This window comes from Methylobacterium sp. 22177, from assembly GCF_052045615.1.
Lineage (GTDB): Bacteria > Pseudomonadota > Alphaproteobacteria > Rhizobiales > Beijerinckiaceae > Methylobacterium > Methylobacterium radiotolerans.
In genome coordinates, this window is sequence record NZ_JBQEPK010000031.1 from 17,177 (window position 1) to 35,318 (window position 18,142).

Below are 18,142 nucleotides of genomic sequence, written 5' to 3' on the forward strand. Positions count from 1 at the left end.
CTGCTCTAGCGGAAGCCGTCGAGAACCATGGCTCAGTTCAACCTTCCGAAGAACTCCCAGATCACGCAGGGCAAGTCCTGGCCGGCCCCGCCCGGCGCCAGGAACCTGCAGACCTTCAAGATCTACCGGTGGAACCCGGACGACGGGGCCAATCCGCGGATCGACACCTACCAGGTCGACCGTGAGGATTGCGGCCCGATGGTCCTGGACGCGCTGCTGTGGATCAAGAACAAGGTCGACTCGACGCTGGTCTTCCGCCGCTCCTGCCGCGAGGGCATCTGCGGCTCCTGCGCGATGAACATCGAGGGGCAGAACGCGCTCGCCTGTACGATGGGCATCGACGAGTGCAAGAGCCCCGACAACGCCCTGCCGGTCATGACCCGCAAGGACAAGGACGGGGCGATCCGCATCTACCCGCTGCCGCACATGCCGGTCCTGAAGGACCTCGTGCCGGACCTGACGAATTTCTACGCCCAGCACGCCGCCATCGAGCCCTGGCTCCAGACGGAGACGCCCGCGCCCGAGAAGGAGTGGCGCCAGACGCCGGAGGACCGGTCCCGCCTCGACGGCCTCTACGAGTGCATCCTGTGCGCGTGCTGCACCACGTCGTGCCCGAGCTACTGGTGGAACGGCGACAAGTTCCTCGGCCCCGCGGCCCTGCTTCAGGCCTATCGCTGGCTGATCGACTCGCGCGACGAGAACACAGGCCACCGCCTCGACGGGCTGCACGATCCCTTCCGGCTGTATCGCTGCCACACCATCATGAACTGCGCCAATACCTGCCCGAAGAGCCTGAACCCGGCGAAGGCCATCGCCGAGATCAAGAAGATGATGGTCGAGCGCACGCTCTGATTGCAGAGTCCGGCCGGGCATGAGGCCTGAGGGCCACACTCGGCTGAAAAGGCCGGCTCTCCGCAGCGGAGTCGGCCCGGGCTGAGAGCGCTGCCTTGCGGTCAGCGCAATTGGCACGGAGTCAGGGTCGAAGCGCCTCCGCGCTCTGAAGCCTGATCCGAAGTGGACCGATGCTGCGCCCGAGCCTGTCGACGTTCGCCGTTCTCTGTCTGAGCGCCAGCCTCGGCGCCTGCGCCTCGAGCCGCCTCGACGGCCCGCGCACCCGGGGTCCGTCGCCCCAGGCGTCCCTCGACACCGTGCCGGCCATGCCGTCGGGCACCGTGACGGCGGCCCCGCTGGCGCCGCCGCCCGGCGTCGCCGCGAGCCCCGACGCGCCGCCCCCGCCCGGCGCCCAGGCGGCCGCGACGCCGCCCGGTGGTCCGACCGTGATCGCCGAGCCGGTCGCGCCGCCGCCGCCGCCGCCACCGGTCGCCACGAGCGGCCGCTCCGCGGTGGTCGGCAGCTGGGATGCCCGGGACGCCACCGGGGCGAACTGCAAGGTCACGCTCTCGAGCACGCCGGCCCTCGACCTCTACCGGGCGACGGCCTCGGGCTGCGCCAACAAGGATCTGGCGCGGGTCTCGGCCTGGGACTTCCGCGACGGCGAGGTCTACCTCTACCAGCCGGGCGGCTCGGTGGCGGCGCGGCTGCGCCAGGGCGGCGGCGGCCTGGAAGGCGCCCTGACCAAGTCCGGCGCGGCGCTCGCCCTCAACCGCTGAGGCCGGGCGGCGCGACCACGCCGCGCGGTTGGCACCCGGCGGGAGGCGCTTACATGAGGGGCTCCCGCCGCGTCACGCCCCCGTACACATGTTCCTCGATTGGCTTGAACGCCGCGTCGACCCCTTCGCGCCCTTCGACGAGGCGCGGATGCCGCCGCGGTCGGTTCTCGGTTTCGCCTGGTTCTACCTGCGCCCGATCCGCGCCGCCCTGGCGGCGCTGTTCGTCATCGCGGTGGTCGCCGGCACGGTCGAGGCCTCCCTCTACCTCGTGATGCGCTGGTTCATCGACCTGCTCGGCTCGGCCGACCGGGCGACGGTGCTGTCGGACCACGCAGTCGAGCTCGGGCTGGTGGTCCTGCTGATCGCCGTGGTGCGACCGCTGTCGATCTGGGCCCACGAGGTGCTGTCCAACCAGCTCGTCGTGCCGCAATCCACCAGCCAGATTCGCTGGCGGGCGCATCTCTACACCCTCGGGCACGCGCTCTCGTATTTCCAGGGCGACTTCTCGGGGCGTCTGGCCAACCGCGTCGTCCAGGTGGGCCCGGCGGTGCGGGAACTCGCCGTCGTCTTCATCGACACGCTGCTGTACGTGGCGATCTACGCGATCACCGCGGTCGGGTTGTTCAGCGCGATCTCGCCATGGCTCGCGGTCCCGGTGCTGCTCTGGATCGCCGCCTACGCGGCCCTGACCGCGTGGTTCGTGCCCCGGGCCCGGGCGCGCTCGCACAAGACCGCCGACACCCGCTCGACCCTCATCGGCCGCATCGTCGACAGCTACACCAATATCCTGACGGTGAAGCTCTTCGCCCGCGATCGCGAGGAGCGGGCCGCCGTCCAGGACGCCGTGGAGGTCCACACCGCCGCCTACCTCCACCAGTTCCGGCTGGTGACCCTGACCACGAGCCTTCTCGGGCTGCTCAACAGCGCGCTGCTGATCGCCACCGGCGCCGCCTGCCTCGTCCTGTGGCGCGACGGCGGCATGAGTACCGGCGAGGCTTCGGCGGGGCTCGCCCTAGTCCTGCGCCTCATCGCCATGTCGGGCTGGGTCATGCAGACCGTGCGCGGCGTCTTCGAGAACGTCGGCGTGGTCCAGGAGAGCATGCAGACGATGGCCCGGCCGCACGGCCTCGTCGACGCGCCGGACGCGCGGACGCTGACCGTCACCGGCGGCGAGATCCGGTTCGAGGAGGTCGGCTTCCACTACGGGCGCGGCGACGCCACCGTCATCGAGGATTTCTCCCTGACGATCCGTCCGGGCGAGAAGGTCGGGCTGGTCGGCGTCAGCGGCGCGGGCAAGTCGACCCTGGCGGGCCTGCTCCTGCGGCTCTACGACGTGGAGAGCGGGCGCATCCTGGTGGACGGCCAGGACATCGCGACGGTGACGCAGCAATCCCTGCGCGAAGCGATCGCGATGGTCAGCCAGGACACGTCCCTGCTGCACCGCTCCATCCGCGACAACATCGCCTACGGCCGCCCCGGCGCGACCCAGGCGGAGATCGAGCGGGCGGCCCGCCTCGCCCACGCGGACGCGTTCATCGCCGACCTCGTCGACCACAAGGGCCGGCGCGGCTACGACGCCCAGGTCGGCGAGCGCGGCGTCAAGCTATCCGGCGGGCAGCGCCAGCGCATCGCCATAGCCCGGGTCATGCTGAAGGACGCGCCGATCCTCATCCTGGACGAGGCGACCTCGGCCCTGGACAGCCAGGTCGAGGCGGCGATCCAGGACTCCCTCGACACGCTGATGGCCGGCAAGACCGTGCTGGCGATCGCGCACCGCCTGTCGACCATCGCGGCCCTCGACCGACTGGTCGTGATCGACCGCGGCCGGATCATCGAGGAGGGGACGCATGCCGAGCTGGTCGCCGCCGGCGGCGTCTACGCCGGCCTCTGGTCGCGCCAGTCGGGCGGTTTCCTCGACGACGGGACGCCGCGGTACGACAGCGTGGTCGCCTGAGTGGTGCGCTGGCGCGATTGCCGGCAACATACCGCTACGATCGAGGGGCGACCTTATCGCCGCGCCGCACACAGCGGCTTGACTCGGGGGCGGCAGACGGTCTCATTGCTCAGATTAGAACCATAATGCTTTGTTCCCGGACCGAGCCGGGACGAGGGCACCTGCGGCCCTGACGCCGACGCATGGAGTTCCGAACCTTGGCGAACACATCAGCCGCCGCTCCCGCGGTCTCTGGTCATGACGGCAGCCGCCGTGACTTCCTGTTCCTGGCGACCGGCGCCGGGCTGGCGGTCGGGGCGGGGGCCGCCGTGTGGCCGCTGATCTCTTCCATGGCGCCCGACGCCGACACGATCGCCGCGGGCGCGCCGATCGAGGTCGATCTCACGCCGATCCAGGACGGCCAGATCGTCAACGTCTTCTGGCGCGGCAAGCTGATCTTCGTGCGCAAGCTGACCGCCAAGGAAGTGGCCGACATGAAGGCGGTCCCGCTCTCGGCGATGATCGATCCGGCCGCCTTCCCGACGCGGGTCAAGAGCGGCCACGACCAGTGGCTCGTCGTCTACGGCAATTGCACGCATCTCGGCTGCGTGCCGATCGGCCACCAGGGCAATTTCGAGGGCTGGGCCTGCCCGTGCCACGGCTCGCAGTTCGACGCGGTGGGCCGCGTGCGCCACGGACCGGCGCCCATCAACCTGCCGATCCCGCCCTACGCCTTCGAGACGGATTCCAAGATCCGGATCGGCGAGGGCGGCAAGGAAGCGGCCTGAGGAGGACGGAAGCATGAGCGCGACAGCCAGCACCTACGTCCCCAAGAGCCGCGTGGCCAAATGGTTCGAGGCGCGCCTGCCCATCGTCGGGCTGGTGCACTCCTCGTTCGTGGCCTTCCCGGTTCCCCGCAACCTGAACTACTTCTGGACCTTCGGGGCGATCCTGATCGCCTTCCTCGGCATCCAGATCGTCACCGGCGTCTGGCTGGCGATGCACTACGAGCCTTCGGCGACGGGTGCCTTCACCTCCGTCGAGAAGATCATGCGCGACGTGAATTACGGTTGGCTGCTGCGCTACGCGCACGCCAACGGCGCGTCGATGTTCTTCGTCGCCGTGTACCTGCACATGTTCCGCAACCTCTACTACGGGTCCTACAAGGCCCCGCGCGAGGTGCTCTACATCCTCGGCGTCGTGATCTACCTGCTGATGATGGCGACGGCCTTCCTCGGCTACACGCTGCCCTGGGGCCAGATGAGCTTCTGGGGCGCCACCGTCATCACCAACATCCTGGCGGCGATCCCGGTGGTCGGCGACACGATCCAGACCCTGCTCTGGGGCGGCTACTCGGTCGGCAATCCGACGGTCAACCGCTTCTTCTCGCTGCACTACCTGCTGCCGTGGATGATCGCCGGGGTCGTCGTGCTGCACGTCTGGGCGCTGCACGTCACCGGCCAGAACAACCCGGTCGGCATCCCGATCAAGTCGGGCAAGGATGCGGTGCCGTTCACGCCCTACGCGACGATCAAGGACGTGTTCGCCGTCTGCGTGTTCATGATCCTGTTCTCTTGGTTCCTGTTCTACCAGCCGAACTATCTCGGCCACGCCGACAACTACATCCAGGCGAACCCGGCGGTGACGCCCGCGCACATCGTGCCGGAATGGTACTTCCTGCCGTTCTACGCGATCCTGCGCGCGGTCCCGAGCAAGCTCGGCGGCGTGATCCTGATGTTCTCGGCGGTGATCATCCTGGCCTTCGCGCCCTGGCTCGACACGTCGCGGATCCGCTCGTGCAACTACCGGCCGCTCTACCGCCAGTTCTTCTGGGTCTTCGTCGGCGCCACGCTGCTCCTCGGCTGGCTCGGCTCGCAGCCCCCGGAGGGCGGCTACGTGCTCGCCGCGCAGGTCTGCACCGCCTACTACTTCGCGCACTTCCTGATCGTCATGCCGCTCTGCGGCCTGTTCGAGACGCCGAAGAAGCTGCCGGGCTCGATCCTCGAGAGCGTGACCGGGCCGGGCAAGCAGGTGAGCGGGTCCGGCATGCCGGCCGGCGCCGCCGCCGCTCCGACCACCAAAGGCTGACGGGCTGACGACAGGACCATGATGATGACCCGCGTCCTCTCGACGACCGCCGCGGCCGCCCTGGCGGCCCTGCTGATCGGCGCCGTGCCGGTCTCTGCCCAGGAAGGGCATGGCGGGCCGATCCCGGCCCGCGTGAACTGGAGCTTTGCCGGCGTGTTCGGCCGCTTCGACACCGCGCAGCTGCAGCGCGGCTTCCAAGTCTACAAGGAAGTCTGCTCCGCCTGTCACTCGATGAAGCTGGTCTCCTTCCGCAACCTCGCGCAGGAGGGCGGGCCGCATTTCTCGGCCGGGCAGGTCAAGGCGCTGGCCGCGACCTACCAGGTGAAGGACGGGCCGAACGATGCCGGCGACATGTTCGACCGTCCGGGCCGGCCGGCCGACACGTTCCCGCCGCCGTTCCCGAACGACCAGGCGGCCGCCGCCGCCAACGGCGGCAAGGCACCGCCGGACTTCTCGGTCATCGCCAAGGCGCGGACCTTCTCCCGCGGCTCGCTCTACTTCCTGACCGACTGGCTGCCCTTCGTCGGCTACTCGGAGCAGGGGCCGGACTATATCCATGCCCTGATCAACGGCTACGAGGATCCGCCGAAGGACTTCGCGCTGCCGGAGGGCGGCCACTACAACAAGTACTATCCCGGCCACATCATCGCGATGCCACCGCCGATCACCGACGGGCAGGTCTCGTACCCGAAGAACGATCAGGGCCAGCCGGTCGTGCCCGAGACGGTCGACCAGTACGGCAAGGACGTTTCGGCCTTCCTGATGTGGGCGGCCGAGCCGCACATGATGGACCGCAAGGCCCTGGGCTTTCGGGTGATCCTGTTCCTGATCATCCTGTCGGGGCTGCTCTACTACGTGAAGAAGAAGATCTGGGCCGATGTCGGCGGCGAGGTCCACGGCCTCCAGCCGGAGCTGCACAAGACCTACTGAGGCCGGCCAGATCAGTCCGCTGTTCGGATGGGCCTCCCTCGGGAGGTCCATCTTTTTTTTGGTCGGCTCTCCATGCTACCGCTCGCCCGCCGCGACGGTCCTCCTTCCGACACTGCCCGTCCCCTGCACCACCTCATCCTGAGGTGACCGCGTCAGCGGGCCTCGAAGGCGGGCTCCAGGGATCAGAGCGGCTTCGGGAGGTCTCCTTCGCGGCCTCCGCATTGCTCCGGCACCTCAGGATGAGGTGCCGGGTGGGATAAGCCGCGCTGCCGAGGCGTCGCGCGTTGAGGGATTCCGGCATGAGCGCAGCGGTACTGGGTGTCATGGGTGGCTCCGGCGTCTACGACCTGCCGGGTCTCGAGGACGTGCGCGAGGAGCGCGTGGTGTCGCCCTGGGGCGAGCCGTCGGACGCCCTGCGGATCGGGCGCATCGGCGACACCAAGGTCGTGTTCCTGGCCCGCCACGGGCGGGGGCACCGGCTCTCGCCGTCGGGCATCAACTACCGCGCCAATATCGACGCCCTGAAACGGGCCGGGGTGACCGACCTCGTCGCCCTCTCGGCCTGCGGCTCGTTCCGCGAGGATCTGCCCCCAGGCCTCTTCGTGCTCGTCGACCAGTTCGTCGACCGCACGCACGGGCGCGCCTCGTCGTTCTTCGGCGACGGCTGCGTCGCCCACGTGTCCCTGGCCCATCCGGTCGGCCCCGGCCTGCAGGCGCGGATCGCCCAGGCCGCGAAGGCCGAGGACATCGCGGTCCATCGCGGCGGCACATATGTCTGCATGGAGGGGCCGCAATTCTCCTCCCTCGCCGAGTCCCGCGCCTACAAGGCCCAGGGCTTCGACGTGATCGGCATGACCAACATGCCCGAGGCCAAGCTCGCCCGCGAGGCGGAGATCACCTACGCGACGATCGCGATGGTGACCGACTACGATTGCTGGCACCCCGGCCACGACGCGGTCGACGTCGCCTCGGTGATCGCGGTCGCCCGCGCCAACGCCGACAAGGCGGCGCGCCTCGTGGCCCGCCTCGCCCGCGACTTCCCGGCCGAGCGCGAGCCGTGCCCGGCGGGCTCGCACCGGGCGCTCGCCGGCGCGATCATGACGGCGCCCGCCGTCCGGGACCCGGCACTGCTCGCCAAGCTCGACGCCGTGGCGGGGCGGGTCCTCAACGGCTAGCCGGCCGCCCTTTCCATTCGGCGACGAGTCCCTCTAGAAGGCGCGGGCGGCCCTGGCCGCCCCCGACGCGAAGTCCAGACCGAAATGCGCAGCGCCTCCATCAGCCGGAAGACCGCGGAGACCGACATTGCGGTCTCCGTCAATCTCGACGGGACCGGGCGGTCGAACATCGCCACCGGGATCGGCTTCCTCGACCACATGCTGGATCTGCTGGCGCGGCACGCCCTGTTCGACCTGGACGTGAAGGTCGACGGCGACCTGCATATCGACCAGCACCACTCGGCCGAGGATTGCGGCATCGCCCTGGGACAGGCGTTCGCCAAGGCGCTCGGCGACAAGCGCGGGGTCACGCGCTACGCCGACATCCACCTGCCGATGGACGAGGCGCTGACCCGGGTCTGCGTCGACATCTCGGGCCGGCCCTTCCTGGTGTTCCGCACGACCTTCCGAGTGGAGAAGATCGGGACCTTCGACACCGAGCTGGTGCGCGAGTGGTTCCAGGCCTTCGCGATGAATGCCGGCCTGACCCTGCACGTGGAGACCCTCTACGGCGACAACGCTCACCACATCGCGGAGAGCTGCTACAAGGGGCTGGCCCGCGCCTTGCGGAAGGCCGTGGCGATCGATCCGCGGGAGGAGGGGCGCGTTCCCTCCACCAAGGGCTCCCTGTAGACCTGTTGTCGCCGGGCGCCCGGATCGGCCACGCGGCCGTCGCGGCGCACGCTGTCGGAGTTTCGCGATGCGGATGCGCAGCTACACGCTCCACCTGCCAGCCGACGCGCGGCCGGGCGAATCGCTCGGGCTCGACCGGGCGCTGCTGGTGCGGGACGGCTTCTCCTGGCCGGCCTTCGCCTTCACGGTGCTGTGGTTCCTGTTCCACCGGCTCTGGCTCGCCGCCCTGCTCGTGCTCGTCGGGCTCGTGGCGCTGGCCGCCGCCGGTATCGCCCTCGGGCTGCCGGCCGGCGCCGGCCTGATCGTCACCCTGCTGGCCGGCTGGCTGATCGGCCTCGAGGCTTCGAGCCTGCGCCGCTGGACGCTGGCGCGGCGCGGCTGGCCGGCGCGCGACGCGGTGGTCGCCGCGACGCCCGAGGAGGCCGAAGCCCGGGCTCTGAACCGCTGGCTCGAGGCGAGCCCGGCCGCGCCGCGGGCCCCGTTCCCGAGCGGCCCCAGCCGGCGGGCCGAGCCGGTGATCGGGCTGTTCCCCGCCCAGGAAGGCGCCCGGTGAGTTCCCGGGCGAGACGCGCATGAGCACCGAGACCGTCGCGATCATCGATTACGGGTCGGGCAACCTCCACTCCGCCGCTAAGGCCTTCGAGCGCGCCGCTCGCGAGAGCGGGCGCGACGCGCGGATCTGCCTGACCTCGGACCCCGACGTGGTGGCTGCGGCCGACCGCGTGGTGCTGCCCGGTGTTGGCGCCTTCGCGGATTGCCGCCGCGGTCTCGACGCCGTCCCCGGCATGGTCGAGGCGATGACGCAGGTCGCCCACGGGGCCGGCCGCCCGTTCCTCGGGATCTGCGTCGGGATGCAGCTGCTGGCGAGCCGCGGGCTCGAGTACACGACCACGCCGGGGCTCGGCTGGATCCCCGGCGACGTCGGTCCGATCCGGCCGTCGGACCCGGCGCTGAAGGTCCCCCATATGGGCTGGAACACCCTGCGGACCGAGCGCGACCACCCGCTGCTCGCCGGTATTCCCACCGGCGAGGACGGGCTGCACGCGTACTTCGTGCACAGCTACGCGCTGAAGGCCGAGCGCCCGGACGACGTGGTGGCGCGCGCCGAGTACGGCGGCCCGGTCACCGCCCTCGTCGCACGCGACAACGTCGCCGGCACGCAGTTCCACCCCGAGAAGAGCCAGCGGCTGGGCCTCGCGCTCATCGCCAACTTCCTGAACTGGCGCCCGTGAGCGCCGTTCGGCCCAGGCAAGAAGGACGGAAGCGCCCGTGATCCTGTACCCGGCGATCGACCTGAAAGAGGGGCGTTGCGTCCGCCTCATCCAGGGGGACATGGCGCAGGCCAAGGTCTTCGGCGACGATCCGGCCGCGCAGGCCGCGATCTTCGAGGCGCAGGGCTTCTCCTGGCTCCACGTGGTCGATCTCGACGGCGCCTTCGCGGGGGCGCCTCGGAACGCGGAGGCGGTCGACGCGATCCTCGCGCGGGTGAAGATCCCGGTCCAGCTCGGCGGCGGGATCCGCGAGATGAAGACCCTGGAGGGCTGGCTGAGCAAGGGCGTCGCCCGGGCGATCATCGGCACCGCGGCGGTGCGCGATCCCGGCTTCGTCCGGGAGGCCGCCCGCAAGTATCCCGGGAAGATCGCGGTCGGCATCGACGCCAAGGACGGCCGCGTCGCGGTCGAGGGCTGGGCGCAGACCTCAAGCATGACCGCGGAGGAGCTGGGGCGCCGGTTCGAGGACGCGGGCGTCGCGGCCATCATCTACACCGACATCGCCCGCGACGGGATCCTGAAGGGCCTCAACGTCGAGATGACCCTGGCGCTCGCCCAGGCCGTGCGCATCCCGGTGATCGCCTCGGGCGGCCTCGCGTCGATCGACGACGTCCACCGCCTGCTGAAGCCGGATTGCGCCCTGATCGCGGGCGCGATCACCGGCCGGGCGCTCTACGACGGCCGCATCGATCCGGAGGCGGCCCTGGCCGCGATCGCTGCGGCGCGCGGCCCGGTGGCGTGATATCCAGAGACTCGCGACATGAGACGCCGCCCGTGCTGAAGACCCGCATCATCCCCTGCCTCGACGTGAAGGACGGGCGCGTCGTGAAGGGCGTGCGCTTCGAGGGCCTGCGCGACGCCGGCGATCCCGTCGAGGCCGCCAAGGTCTACGACGCGGCCGGCGCCGACGAGCTGTGCTTCCTCGATATCACCGCGAGCCGCGAGGCCCGCGGCACGCTGCTCGACATCGTCAGCCGGACCGCCGAGGCCTGCTTCATGCCGCTCACGGTCGGCGGCGGCGTGCGCACCGTCGAGGACGTGCGCGCGCTGCTGCTCGCCGGCGCCGACAAGGTCGCGATCAACACCGCGGCCGTGAAGGATCCCGACCTCGTGGCCCGGGCCGCCGAGAAGTTCGGCGCGCAGTGCATCGTGGTGGCGATCGACGCCAAGCGCGTCTCGCCCCCCGGCGCGCCGGCCGCCTGGGAGATCTTCACCCACGGCGGCCGCGACCCGACCGGGATCGACGCCGTGGCCTTCGCGCGCCTCGTCGCCGAGAAGGGCGCGGGCGAGCTGCTCGTCACCTCCATGGACAAGGACGGGACCCGCTCCGGCTACGACCTCGCCCTCACGCGCGCGATCAGCGACGCCGTCACCGTGCCGGTGATAGCCTCGGGCGGCGTCGGCGGCCTCGACGACCTCGTGGCCGGCGTGGCCGAGGGCGGCGCCAGCGCCGTGCTGGCGGCCTCCATCTTCCATTTCGGGCAGGCGAGCGTCGCCGAGGCGAAGGCGCACATGGCGGCGGCCGGTCTCGCCATGCGCCTCGACGGTCCGGCCTCTTCCGCGAGGGCGCCCCTGTGAGCAGCTACCTTCTGGCGAACGCCAACCTCCTCGATCCCGCGACCGGCCGCGAGACCGCCGGCGCGGTGCTGGTGCGGGACGGCCGCATCGCCGACATCGCCGCCGGCGCGGCGCCGGGCGCCCCGGCCGATGCGAAGCGCGTCGACTGTGCCGGCCGCGTGCTGACCCCGGGGCTGATCGACATGCGCGCCTTCGTGGGTGAGCCGGGAGCCGAGCACCGCGAGACCCTGGCCTCGGCGAGCGCCGCGGCGGCGGCGGGCGGCGTCACGACGCTCGTCTGCATGCCCGACACCAACCCGGTGATCGACGAGCCGGCCATCGTCGACTTCGTGCTCCGGCGAGCCCGCGACACGGCGAGTGTCAACGTCCTGCCGGCGGCCGCCATCACCAAGGGGCTGGCCGGCCGGGAAATGACCGAGTTCGGCCTGCTCAAGGAGGCCGGCGCGGTCGCCTTCACGGACGGGCTCCGGGCCGTGGCCAATGCCCAGGTGCTGCGTCGCGCCCTGACGTATGCCCGGGATTTCGACGCGCTGATCGTGCAGCACGTGGAGGAATCCGCCCTCGTCGCCGAGGGCGTGATGAACGAGGGCGAGCTCGCCTCGCGCCTCGGGCTGATGGGCATCCCCCGCGAGGCCGAGACCGTGATGCTGGAGCGCGACATCCGCCTCGTGCGGCTGACCGGCGCCCGCTACCACGCGGCGATGATCTCCTGCGCGGATTCGGTGGAGATCGTCCGCCGGGCCAAGCAGGACGGCCTGCCGGTGACCTGCGGCGTCTCGGTGAACAACCTCGTCCTCAACGAGAACGACATCGGCCATTACCGCACCTTCTGCCGGCTCTCGCCGCCCCTGCGCCACGAGACCGACCGGCAGGCGGTGGTGGGCGCCCTCGGCGAGGGCGTGATCGACGTGGTCGTGTCCGACCACAACCCGCAGGACGTGGAGACCAAGCGCTTGCCCTTCGCCGAGGCGGCGGACGGGGCGCTCGGCATCGAGACCCTGCTCGGCGCCGCGATGCGCCTCGTCCACACCGGCGACCTCGCGTTGCCCAAGCTCGTCGCCGCGCTCACCGTCAATCCGGCACGGATCCTCGGCCGCGAGGCCGGCCGGCTGGCGGTGGGCGCCCCCGCCGACCTGGTGCTGATCGATCCCGACCTCCCCTACGTCCTCGACAAGCGCCGGCTGAAGTCGCGCTCCAAGAACTCTCCCTTCGACGAGGCGCGCCTCCAGGGCGCGGCGGTGCTGACGCTGGTCGGCGGCCGGATCGTCCACGCGGTCGACGACCTCGCGGCGGCCGCATGATGCCGCCGGATCTCGCGACCCCGGCCGCCCTCGGCGGTCTCGCCCTCGGCTACGCCCTGGGCTCGATCCCGTTCGGGCTGATCCTCACGAAGTTCGCCGGCCTCGGCGACGTGCGGGCGATCGGCTCCGGCAATATCGGCGCCACCAACGTGCTGCGCACCGGCCGCAAGGGCCTCGCCGCGGCGACGCTGCTGGGCGACGCCCTCAAGGGCACGGCGGCCGTCCTCATCGCGCGCCAGCTGGGCGAGGGCCCGGCGCTCGCCGCGGGGCTCGGCGCCTTCCTCGGCCACCTCTTCCCGGTCTGGCTGGGCTTCAAGGGCGGCAAGGGCGTCGCGACCTTCATCGGGGTACTGCTCGCCTTCAGCCCGCTTGCCCTCGCGGCGTTCGCGGCGATCTGGCTCGGGCTCGCCTTCGCGCTCAGGTACTCGTCGCTGGCGGCGCTCGCCGCCTCGGCGGCTACGCCCCTCGTCCTCTGGGCGCTCGGTGCCCCGACACAGGCCTTGCTGTTCCTGCTCCTCGGCCTGCTGCTATGGTGGAAGCACGCGCCCAACATCCGCCGACTCGCGTCCGGCACCGAGGGGCGCATCGGCCAGAAGGGCTGAGTGCCGGCGCGCCGCGCCGACCTTCGGGCAGGGTTGGGGGTGGTGGATGCAGCTCACCGAGGCCCAGCGGCTCGACTGGCTGCGACTGATCCGGACCGAGGGCGTCGGCCCCCGCACCTTCCGGAGGCTCGTGAACCGGTTCGGCGGCGCGGCCGCCGCCCTCGAGGCCCTGCCGGAGCTCACCGGCCGCCAGGGACGGCGGGTCGTGCCACCCACCCGCGGCGAAGCCGAGGCCGAAGTCGCGGCCTTGACGCGACTCGGCGGCCGGCTGGTCGCCACCGGCGAGGCGGAGTACCCGCGGCTCCTCGCCCAGGTCGACGCCGCGCCGCCCCTCCTGGCCCTGCGCGGCGCACCGATCCTCAACCGGCCCGCCGCCGCCCTCGTCGGCTCGCGGAACGCCTCATCGGCGGGGCTCGCCTTCACAGAGCGCCTCGCCCGCGGTCTCGGCGAAGCCGGCCTGACGGTGGTCTCCGGCCTCGCTCGCGGTATCGACGCTCGCGCCCACAAGGCCAGCCTGCGGACCGGCACGGTCGCCGTCATGGCCGGTGGTCAGGACCGGATCTACCCGGCGAGCCACGCGGCCCTGGTCGAGGCGATCCTGGCGGAGGGCGGCGCCGTCCTCGCCGAGATGCCGATGGGCTGGGAGCCCCGCGGGCGCGACTTTCCTCGGCGCAACCGGATCATCTCCGGCCTGTCCTACGGGACCGTGGTGGTGGAGGCCGCCCGGCGCTCCGGCTCGCTGATCACGGCGCGGTACGCCCTCGAGCAGAATCGGGAGGTCTTCGCCGTCCCGGGCTCGCCGCTCGACCCGCGCGCCGAGGGCACCAACGACCTGATCCGCCAGGGCGCCACCCTGGTCGCCGAGGTGTCCCACGTCCTCGAGGTGCTGGGCCCGATCATCGAGCGCGGCCCGGACGCCGAGGCGACGCCGGCGCGCGCGCGGCCGGACCTCGCAGAGCAGCCGGACTTCTGGGACGAGATCGCCCTCGACGCGGACGACGCGCCGCTTAACCCGCTCCCGCAGCGGCGCGCCGGCGCGTCCGCCCCGTGCCCCGCCCGGGACGACCGGCCACCGGAGCCGCAGGACGACCGGGCGCGGATCGTCGCGCTGCTCGGCCCGAGTCCGGTCGGCACCGACGAGCTGGCGCGGAGCGCCGGGGTCGGTGCCCGGATCGTGCAGAGCGTGCTGCTGGAATTGGAGCTCGACGGACGGATCGAGCGCCACGGCAGTGGCACCGTCTCTCTGATCAGCGGCTGAGGGACCCGTCCTCGGTGTCGTCGTCCGCGTCGGCGTCCGCGAGGTTGCGCATGACGTCGAGGCAGCCCTGGAGGATGTAGGCGGCGGCGAGCTTGTCGACGAGCTGGCCGCGCCGCGCCCGCGAGGCGTCGGCCTCGATCAGCGCGCGGGTGACCACGGCGGTCGAGAGGCGCTCGTCGAAGAAGACGTGGGGCAGGGGGAGGATCGGCGCGAGGTTGCGCATGAAGGCGCGGGTCGACTGCACCCGCGGCCCCTCGCTGCCGTCCATGTTGAGCGGCAGTCCGACCACGAGGCCGCCGACCGCGTGCTGCCGGCACAGGGCGGCGAGCCGCTGCGCGTCGGGGGTGAACTTCACCCGGCGGATGGTCTCAAGCGGTGTCGCGATCTGGCGGCCGAGATCCGACAGGGCGAGCCCGATCGTTTTGGTGCCGAGATCGATGCCGATCAGGCGGGCGCCGCCGCGGGATTCGGCCGCGAAGGCGCGGATCGCGTCGAAGTTCATGACTCCGCCTGCGCGGCGCGCGCGAGGGTGACCTCGGTGACGCCCTCGAAGCGGGCGGGGAGGGGCTCCGAACCCGGTCCCAGGACCAGCGCCGCGGACGGTGCCGTGACCCGGGTGAAGAAGTCGTCGAGGCTCTCGCCGCCGAACCGCACCGTCTCCAGGTCGGGCGCGAGCAGCCAGACGTCGTATTCCCCGTCGGTCCCGGTGACGTCCCAGAACAGGAAGCTGCCATCCTCGCCGGTGCCGAAGAAGCAGGCGCGCTCGACGATACCGGCATCGCCGCCCTCGACGTCGAAGCGATGCGGCTCCGCGCCGTCCTCGAGCATGGCGACCGCGGCGCCGACGCTGTGGGCGATGAGGGCCGCTTGGCTCACCAGATCGCAGGCCTCGAACGGCGCCGGCACGGCGACGCGGAACTGTCCCCCCGCGAGGCCGACGCCGCAGCTCCGGCAGAAGTCGCGATAGGAGGCCGGGAGGGCGAAGCCCAGCGCCTCGGCCGCGCGGTCGAGGGCGGCCGCGTCCGGTACGAAGCCCGGCGCGAGCTCCTCGAAAACCTTGTCCCACATAGCTCCCGCTCCACCGTCCACAGGCTTCGGCTCCTCCGCAGATCGCCCCCGGTGCGCGCGGAGCCGTTCGCGTCTAGGTAGGTTAATGTTCCGTTAAACCACGCTGTAGGGGCCCGCCTTGTCGACGAACGGCCAGCTCTCCTGTTCCGCACCGCACGGGCGCCGGCGGGCGATGCCGCGCAAGCACCGCTGGATGCTGCTCCTCGCCTTCGAGGTCCTGGTCGCGGGCTTCACCCAAGCCATGATCCAGCCGGTCCGGCAACCGGGAATCACCATCGAGATGTCGGTGACGCCCCACCACGTCGTGACCTGACCCGCCCCGCAGCACGCCGCCCCGCTCGGCTCGACCCGATGCCCTCGGGCGGCGCGCCGCCCGTCGGCCCCGAGCGTGTGGCGGTGTCCACCCGCGTTGCGGCCCGTCGAGAGCCGATGCTATAGCCCGACCGACTTCGGGAAAGTGCTCCCGGCAAGGGACGAACGGGACGGCATGTCGGTCGACGAGAAGACGGTTCGGCGCATCGCGCATCTGGCGCGGATCGCGGTCACCGACGACGAAGTCGGGCCCCTGCAGGGCGAGCTGAACGCCATCCTGGCCTTCGTCGAGCAGCTCGGCACGGTCGACGTCGCGGGCGTCGAGCCGATGACCTCGGTGACGCCGATGGCGATGAAGAAGCGCGAGGACGTCGTCACGGAGGGCGGCCGCGCCGCCGACGTCGTCGCCAACGCGCCCGAGACCGAGGACAATTACTTCCTGGTCCCGAAGGTGGTCGAGTAGGCCGAGCGCGGCCCGGACCTTGCGGACCGGATTTCTGGCGGGCAGGCGCGCGGCGCGCGCGAGGACGTGAACAGCGTGGATCCGAACGAACTTACCCTGGCCGAAGCGCGCGACGCCCTCAAGGCGAAGCGGATCTCGGCCCGCGAGCTGACCCAGGCGCATCTCGACGCCATGGCGAAGGCCCGGGTCCTGAACGCGTATATCCGGGAGACCCCGGACCGGGCCCTGACGATGGCCGAGGCCTCCGACCGGAAGATCGCGTCCGGCGAGGCGCGGCCGCTCGAGGGCATTCCCCTCGGCATCAAGGACCTGTTCTGTACGCACGGCGTGACGACCACGGCGGGGTCCAAGATCCTCGAGACCTTCGAGCCGCACTACGAATCGGCCGTGTCCGCCAATCTGTGGCGCGACGGCGCCGTGATGCTCGGCAAACTGAACCTCGACGAGTTCGCCATGGGCTCGTCCAACGAGACCAGCGCCTACGGCAACGTGATCTCGCCCTGGCGGCGCGCGGGATCGGACGCACCGATCGTGCCCGGCGGCTCCTCCGGCGGCTCCGCCGCGGCGGTCGCCGCGCGGCTCTGCCTCGGCGCCACCGCGACCGATACCGGTGGCTCCATCCGGCAGCCCGCCGCCTTCACGGGCACTGTGGGGATCAAGCCGACCTACGGGCGCTGCTCGCGCTGGGGCACGGTGGCCTTCGCCTCCTCCCTCGACCAAGCGGGCCCGATCGCCCGCACGGTGCGCGACTGCGCCATCCTCCTCGGCTCCATGGCGGGCTCCGACGCCCGGGACACGACGTGCGCCGACCTCGCGGTACCCGATTTCGAGGCCGCGGTGTCGCGGGGCGTGAAGGGCCTGACCATCGGCATCCCCAAGGAATACCGGGTCGACGGGATGCCCGCCGAGATCCAGAAGCTCTGGGACGAGGGGGCCGCGTGGCTGAAGGCGGCCGGCGCGACGATCAAGGAGATCTCGCTGCCGCACACCTCCTACGCGCTGCCGGCCTACTACATCGTGGCCCCGGCCGAGGCCTCCTCGAACCTCGCCCGCTACGACGGCGTCCGCTACGGCCTGCGCGTGCCCGGCAAGGACATCGCCGGGATGTACGAGAACACCCGCGCCGCCGGCTTCGGCCGCGAGGTGAAGCGGCGGATCATGATCGGCACCTACGTGCTCTCGGCCGGCTACTACGACGCCTACTATGTCCGCGCGCAGAAGATCCGCACGCTGATCAAGCGCGACTTCGAGGCCGCCTACGCGTCCGGCGTCGACGCGATCCTGACGCCGGCGACGCCGTCGGCCGCTTTCGGCATCGGCGAGAAGGCCTCGGCCGACCCGGTGGAGATGTACCTCAACGACGTGTTCACCGTGACGGTGAACATGGCCGGGCTTCCCGGCATCGCCGTGCCGGCCGGTCTCGACGGACAGGGCCTGCCGCTGGGCCTGCAACTCATCGGCCGGCCCTTCGATGAGGAGACGCTGTTCGCGGTCGCGCAGGTGATCGAGGACTCCGCCGGCCGGACGGTCCTTCCCGAGCCGTGGTGGTCATGACCGTCCCGTACTATCCCTGGACGGTCTGGATCTGGGCCGGCTTCGATCCGGCGCTGATCGTGGTGGCGGTCTATCTCGGCTGGACCGCCAGCCAGTTCGGCAAGGTCTTCATCGCGGCGATCGCGGCGCTCGGTTTCTCGGTGCTGTTCTCCTACGCGGTCAGCGCCGCCGGCATTCCCTGGCCGGCGCCGATCACCCACGACGGCCCGACCTTCTTCCCGGTGCGCGCCGTCGCGGCCCTGCTCTGGGCGATCCTGGGCTACGGCGCCCGGCAGGCGGTCGGACGCCGCGCTTGACCCTGCGGGCAGGGGCCTCCTAGAAAATCTC

Annotated in this window: 21 protein-coding genes; 19 read left to right on the forward strand and 2 right to left on the reverse strand. The window is 71.3% G+C overall.

What is annotated here, in order from left to right; all coding sequences use genetic code 11:
- Positions 1-27 precede the first annotated feature (27 nt).
- From ACTJK8_RS23135 to dprA, 15 genes are all read left to right on the forward strand, one after another.
- Entirely contained in the window at positions 28-852 is an 825-nt protein-coding gene (locus ACTJK8_RS23135; RefSeq protein ID WP_024831121.1) for a succinate dehydrogenase iron-sulfur subunit, read from the forward strand.
- 170 nt (positions 853-1,022) lie between these two features.
- Entirely contained in the window at positions 1,023-1,610 is a 588-nt protein-coding gene (locus ACTJK8_RS23140) for a protease inhibitor Inh/omp19 family protein (RefSeq protein WP_440762565.1), read from the forward strand.
- 88 nt (positions 1,611-1,698) lie between these two features.
- Positions 1,699-3,564 carry an ABC transporter ATP-binding protein gene (locus ACTJK8_RS23145; RefSeq protein ID WP_012317469.1) on the forward strand — a complete coding sequence of 622 codons (1,866 nt, stop codon included), beginning with the start codon at positions 1,699-1,701 and terminating at the stop codon, positions 3,562-3,564.
- Between the two features lie 182 nt (positions 3,565-3,746).
- Positions 3,747-4,331, forward strand: coding sequence for a ubiquinol-cytochrome c reductase iron-sulfur subunit (gene petA / locus ACTJK8_RS23150; RefSeq protein ID WP_234741283.1), 585 nt, complete (start codon positions 3,747-3,749; stop codon positions 4,329-4,331).
- A 13-nt stretch (positions 4,332-4,344) separates the two neighbouring features.
- Entirely contained in the window at positions 4,345-5,631 is a 1,287-nt protein-coding gene (locus ACTJK8_RS23155; protein ID WP_012317471.1) for a cytochrome b, read from the forward strand.
- Between the two features lie 18 nt (positions 5,632-5,649).
- Positions 5,650-6,561, forward strand: a complete 912-nt coding sequence (locus tag ACTJK8_RS23160; protein WP_024831119.1) for a cytochrome c1 — start codon at positions 5,650-5,652, stop codon at positions 6,559-6,561.
- A gap of 299 nt (positions 6,562-6,860) precedes the next feature.
- The gene (locus tag ACTJK8_RS23165) at positions 6,861-7,736 is read left to right on the forward strand and encodes an S-methyl-5'-thioadenosine phosphorylase (RefSeq protein ID WP_070998516.1); all 876 of its coding nucleotides are present in this window, start codon (positions 6,861-6,863) and stop codon (positions 7,734-7,736) included.
- Positions 7,737-7,820: 84 nt separating this feature from the next.
- The gene (gene hisB / locus ACTJK8_RS23170) at positions 7,821-8,408 is read left to right on the forward strand and encodes an imidazoleglycerol-phosphate dehydratase HisB (RefSeq protein WP_012317474.1); all 588 of its coding nucleotides are present in this window, start codon (positions 7,821-7,823) and stop codon (positions 8,406-8,408) included.
- Between the two features lie 73 nt (positions 8,409-8,481).
- Positions 8,482-8,961 carry a DUF2628 domain-containing protein gene (locus ACTJK8_RS23175; RefSeq protein ID WP_024831118.1) on the forward strand — a complete coding sequence of 160 codons (480 nt, stop codon included), beginning with the start codon at positions 8,482-8,484 and terminating at the stop codon, positions 8,959-8,961.
- 19 nt (positions 8,962-8,980) lie between these two features.
- Positions 8,981-9,640 carry an imidazole glycerol phosphate synthase subunit HisH gene (gene hisH / locus ACTJK8_RS23180; protein ID WP_012317476.1) on the forward strand — a complete coding sequence of 220 codons (660 nt, stop codon included), beginning with the start codon at positions 8,981-8,983 and terminating at the stop codon, positions 9,638-9,640.
- A 37-nt stretch (positions 9,641-9,677) separates the two neighbouring features.
- Positions 9,678-10,421, forward strand: coding sequence for a 1-(5-phosphoribosyl)-5-[(5-phosphoribosylamino)methylideneamino]imidazole-4-carboxamide isomerase (hisA, locus tag ACTJK8_RS23185; protein WP_012317477.1), 744 nt, complete (start codon positions 9,678-9,680; stop codon positions 10,419-10,421).
- A 32-nt stretch (positions 10,422-10,453) separates the two neighbouring features.
- Positions 10,454-11,257: an imidazole glycerol phosphate synthase subunit HisF gene (gene hisF / locus ACTJK8_RS23190; RefSeq protein ID WP_012317478.1), complete on the forward strand. Its 804-nt coding sequence runs from the start codon at positions 10,454-10,456 to the stop codon at positions 11,255-11,257.
- Positions 11,254-12,558, forward strand: a complete 1,305-nt coding sequence (locus ACTJK8_RS23195; protein ID WP_029360477.1) for a dihydroorotase — start codon at positions 11,254-11,256, stop codon at positions 12,556-12,558. Before hisF ends, ACTJK8_RS23195 begins: the two co-directional genes overlap by 4 nt.
- Positions 12,558-13,160 (forward strand): glycerol-3-phosphate 1-O-acyltransferase PlsY, encoded by a 603-nt coding sequence (gene plsY / locus ACTJK8_RS23200; RefSeq protein ID WP_041372485.1) that lies wholly within the window; start codon positions 12,558-12,560, stop codon positions 13,158-13,160. The genes ACTJK8_RS23195 and plsY overlap by 1 nt, the downstream gene beginning before the upstream one ends.
- Before the next feature lie 46 nt (positions 13,161-13,206).
- Positions 13,207-14,418, forward strand: a complete 1,212-nt coding sequence (gene dprA, locus ACTJK8_RS23205) for a DNA-processing protein DprA (protein WP_012317481.1) — start codon at positions 13,207-13,209, stop codon at positions 14,416-14,418.
- Here dprA and ruvX read toward each other — a convergent pair.
- Positions 14,408-14,920, reverse strand: a complete 513-nt coding sequence (gene ruvX / locus ACTJK8_RS23210; protein ID WP_012317482.1) for a Holliday junction resolvase RuvX — start codon at positions 14,918-14,920, stop codon at positions 14,408-14,410. The two genes, dprA and ruvX, sit on opposite strands and share 11 nt — an antisense overlap.
- Positions 14,917-15,486 carry an SMI1/KNR4 family protein gene (locus ACTJK8_RS23215; RefSeq protein WP_012317483.1) on the reverse strand — a complete coding sequence of 190 codons (570 nt, stop codon included), beginning with the start codon at positions 15,484-15,486 and terminating at the stop codon, positions 14,917-14,919. The genes ruvX and ACTJK8_RS23215 overlap by 4 nt, the downstream gene beginning before the upstream one ends.
- Positions 15,487-15,658: 172 nt before the next feature.
- On the opposite strand from ACTJK8_RS23215, the gene ACTJK8_RS23220 reads away from it, so the two are divergent.
- The 4 genes from ACTJK8_RS23220 to ACTJK8_RS23235 all read left to right on the forward strand — a co-directional run bounded on the left by ACTJK8_RS23220 (position 15,659) and on the right by ACTJK8_RS23235 (position 18,111).
- Positions 15,659-15,799 carry a hypothetical protein gene (locus tag ACTJK8_RS23220; protein WP_012317484.1) on the forward strand — a complete coding sequence of 47 codons (141 nt, stop codon included), beginning with the start codon at positions 15,659-15,661 and terminating at the stop codon, positions 15,797-15,799.
- A gap of 174 nt (positions 15,800-15,973) precedes the next feature.
- Entirely contained in the window at positions 15,974-16,261 is a 288-nt protein-coding gene (gene gatC / locus ACTJK8_RS23225) for an Asp-tRNA(Asn)/Glu-tRNA(Gln) amidotransferase subunit GatC (protein WP_012317485.1), read from the forward strand.
- Between the two features lie 75 nt (positions 16,262-16,336).
- On the forward strand, positions 16,337-17,815 hold the full coding sequence (gene gatA, locus ACTJK8_RS23230; protein ID WP_024831112.1) for an Asp-tRNA(Asn)/Glu-tRNA(Gln) amidotransferase subunit GatA: 1,479 nt from the start codon (positions 16,337-16,339) through the stop codon (positions 17,813-17,815).
- Entirely contained in the window at positions 17,812-18,111 is a 300-nt protein-coding gene (locus ACTJK8_RS23235; protein ID WP_012317487.1) for a hypothetical protein, read from the forward strand. The genes gatA and ACTJK8_RS23235 overlap by 4 nt, the downstream gene beginning before the upstream one ends.
- The last annotated feature ends 31 nt before the right edge of the window (positions 18,112-18,142 follow it).

What these genes read in the sequence shown, in the direction of transcription:
- ACTJK8_RS23135 (WP_024831121.1), top strand. Translation starts at nt 28, where the DNA reads ATGGCTCAGTTCAACCTTCCGAAGAACTCCCAGATCACGCAGGGCAAG.
- ACTJK8_RS23140 (WP_440762565.1), top strand. Translation starts at nt 1,023, where the DNA reads ATGCTGCGCCCGAGCCTGTCGACGTTCGCCGTTCTCTGTCTGAGCGCC.
- ACTJK8_RS23145 (WP_012317469.1), top strand. Translation starts at nt 1,699, where the DNA reads ATGTTCCTCGATTGGCTTGAACGCCGCGTCGACCCCTTCGCGCCCTTC.
- petA (WP_234741283.1), top strand. Translation starts at nt 3,747, where the DNA reads ATGGAGTTCCGAACCTTGGCGAACACATCAGCCGCCGCTCCCGCGGTC.
- ACTJK8_RS23155 (WP_012317471.1), top strand. Translation starts at nt 4,345, where the DNA reads ATGAGCGCGACAGCCAGCACCTACGTCCCCAAGAGCCGCGTGGCCAAA.
- ACTJK8_RS23160 (WP_024831119.1), top strand. Translation starts at nt 5,650, where the DNA reads ATGATGATGACCCGCGTCCTCTCGACGACCGCCGCGGCCGCCCTGGCG.
- ACTJK8_RS23165 (WP_070998516.1), top strand. Translation starts at nt 6,861, where the DNA reads ATGAGCGCAGCGGTACTGGGTGTCATGGGTGGCTCCGGCGTCTACGAC.
- hisB (WP_012317474.1), top strand. Translation starts at nt 7,821, where the DNA reads ATGCGCAGCGCCTCCATCAGCCGGAAGACCGCGGAGACCGACATTGCG.
- ACTJK8_RS23175 (WP_024831118.1), top strand. Translation starts at nt 8,482, where the DNA reads ATGCGCAGCTACACGCTCCACCTGCCAGCCGACGCGCGGCCGGGCGAA.
- hisH (WP_012317476.1), top strand. Translation starts at nt 8,981, where the DNA reads ATGAGCACCGAGACCGTCGCGATCATCGATTACGGGTCGGGCAACCTC.
- plsY (WP_041372485.1), top strand. Translation starts at nt 12,558, where the DNA reads ATGCCGCCGGATCTCGCGACCCCGGCCGCCCTCGGCGGTCTCGCCCTC.
- dprA (WP_012317481.1), top strand. Translation starts at nt 13,207, where the DNA reads ATGCAGCTCACCGAGGCCCAGCGGCTCGACTGGCTGCGACTGATCCGG.
- ruvX (WP_012317482.1), bottom strand. Translation starts at nt 14,920, where the DNA reads ATGAACTTCGACGCGATCCGCGCCTTCGCGGCCGAATCCCGCGGCGGC.
- ACTJK8_RS23215 (WP_012317483.1), bottom strand. Translation starts at nt 15,486, where the DNA reads ATGTGGGACAAGGTTTTCGAGGAGCTCGCGCCGGGCTTCGTACCGGAC.
- ACTJK8_RS23220 (WP_012317484.1), top strand. Translation starts at nt 15,659, where the DNA reads ATGCCGCGCAAGCACCGCTGGATGCTGCTCCTCGCCTTCGAGGTCCTG.
- gatC (WP_012317485.1), top strand. Translation starts at nt 15,974, where the DNA reads ATGTCGGTCGACGAGAAGACGGTTCGGCGCATCGCGCATCTGGCGCGG.
- ACTJK8_RS23235 (WP_012317487.1), top strand. Translation starts at nt 17,812, where the DNA reads ATGACCGTCCCGTACTATCCCTGGACGGTCTGGATCTGGGCCGGCTTC.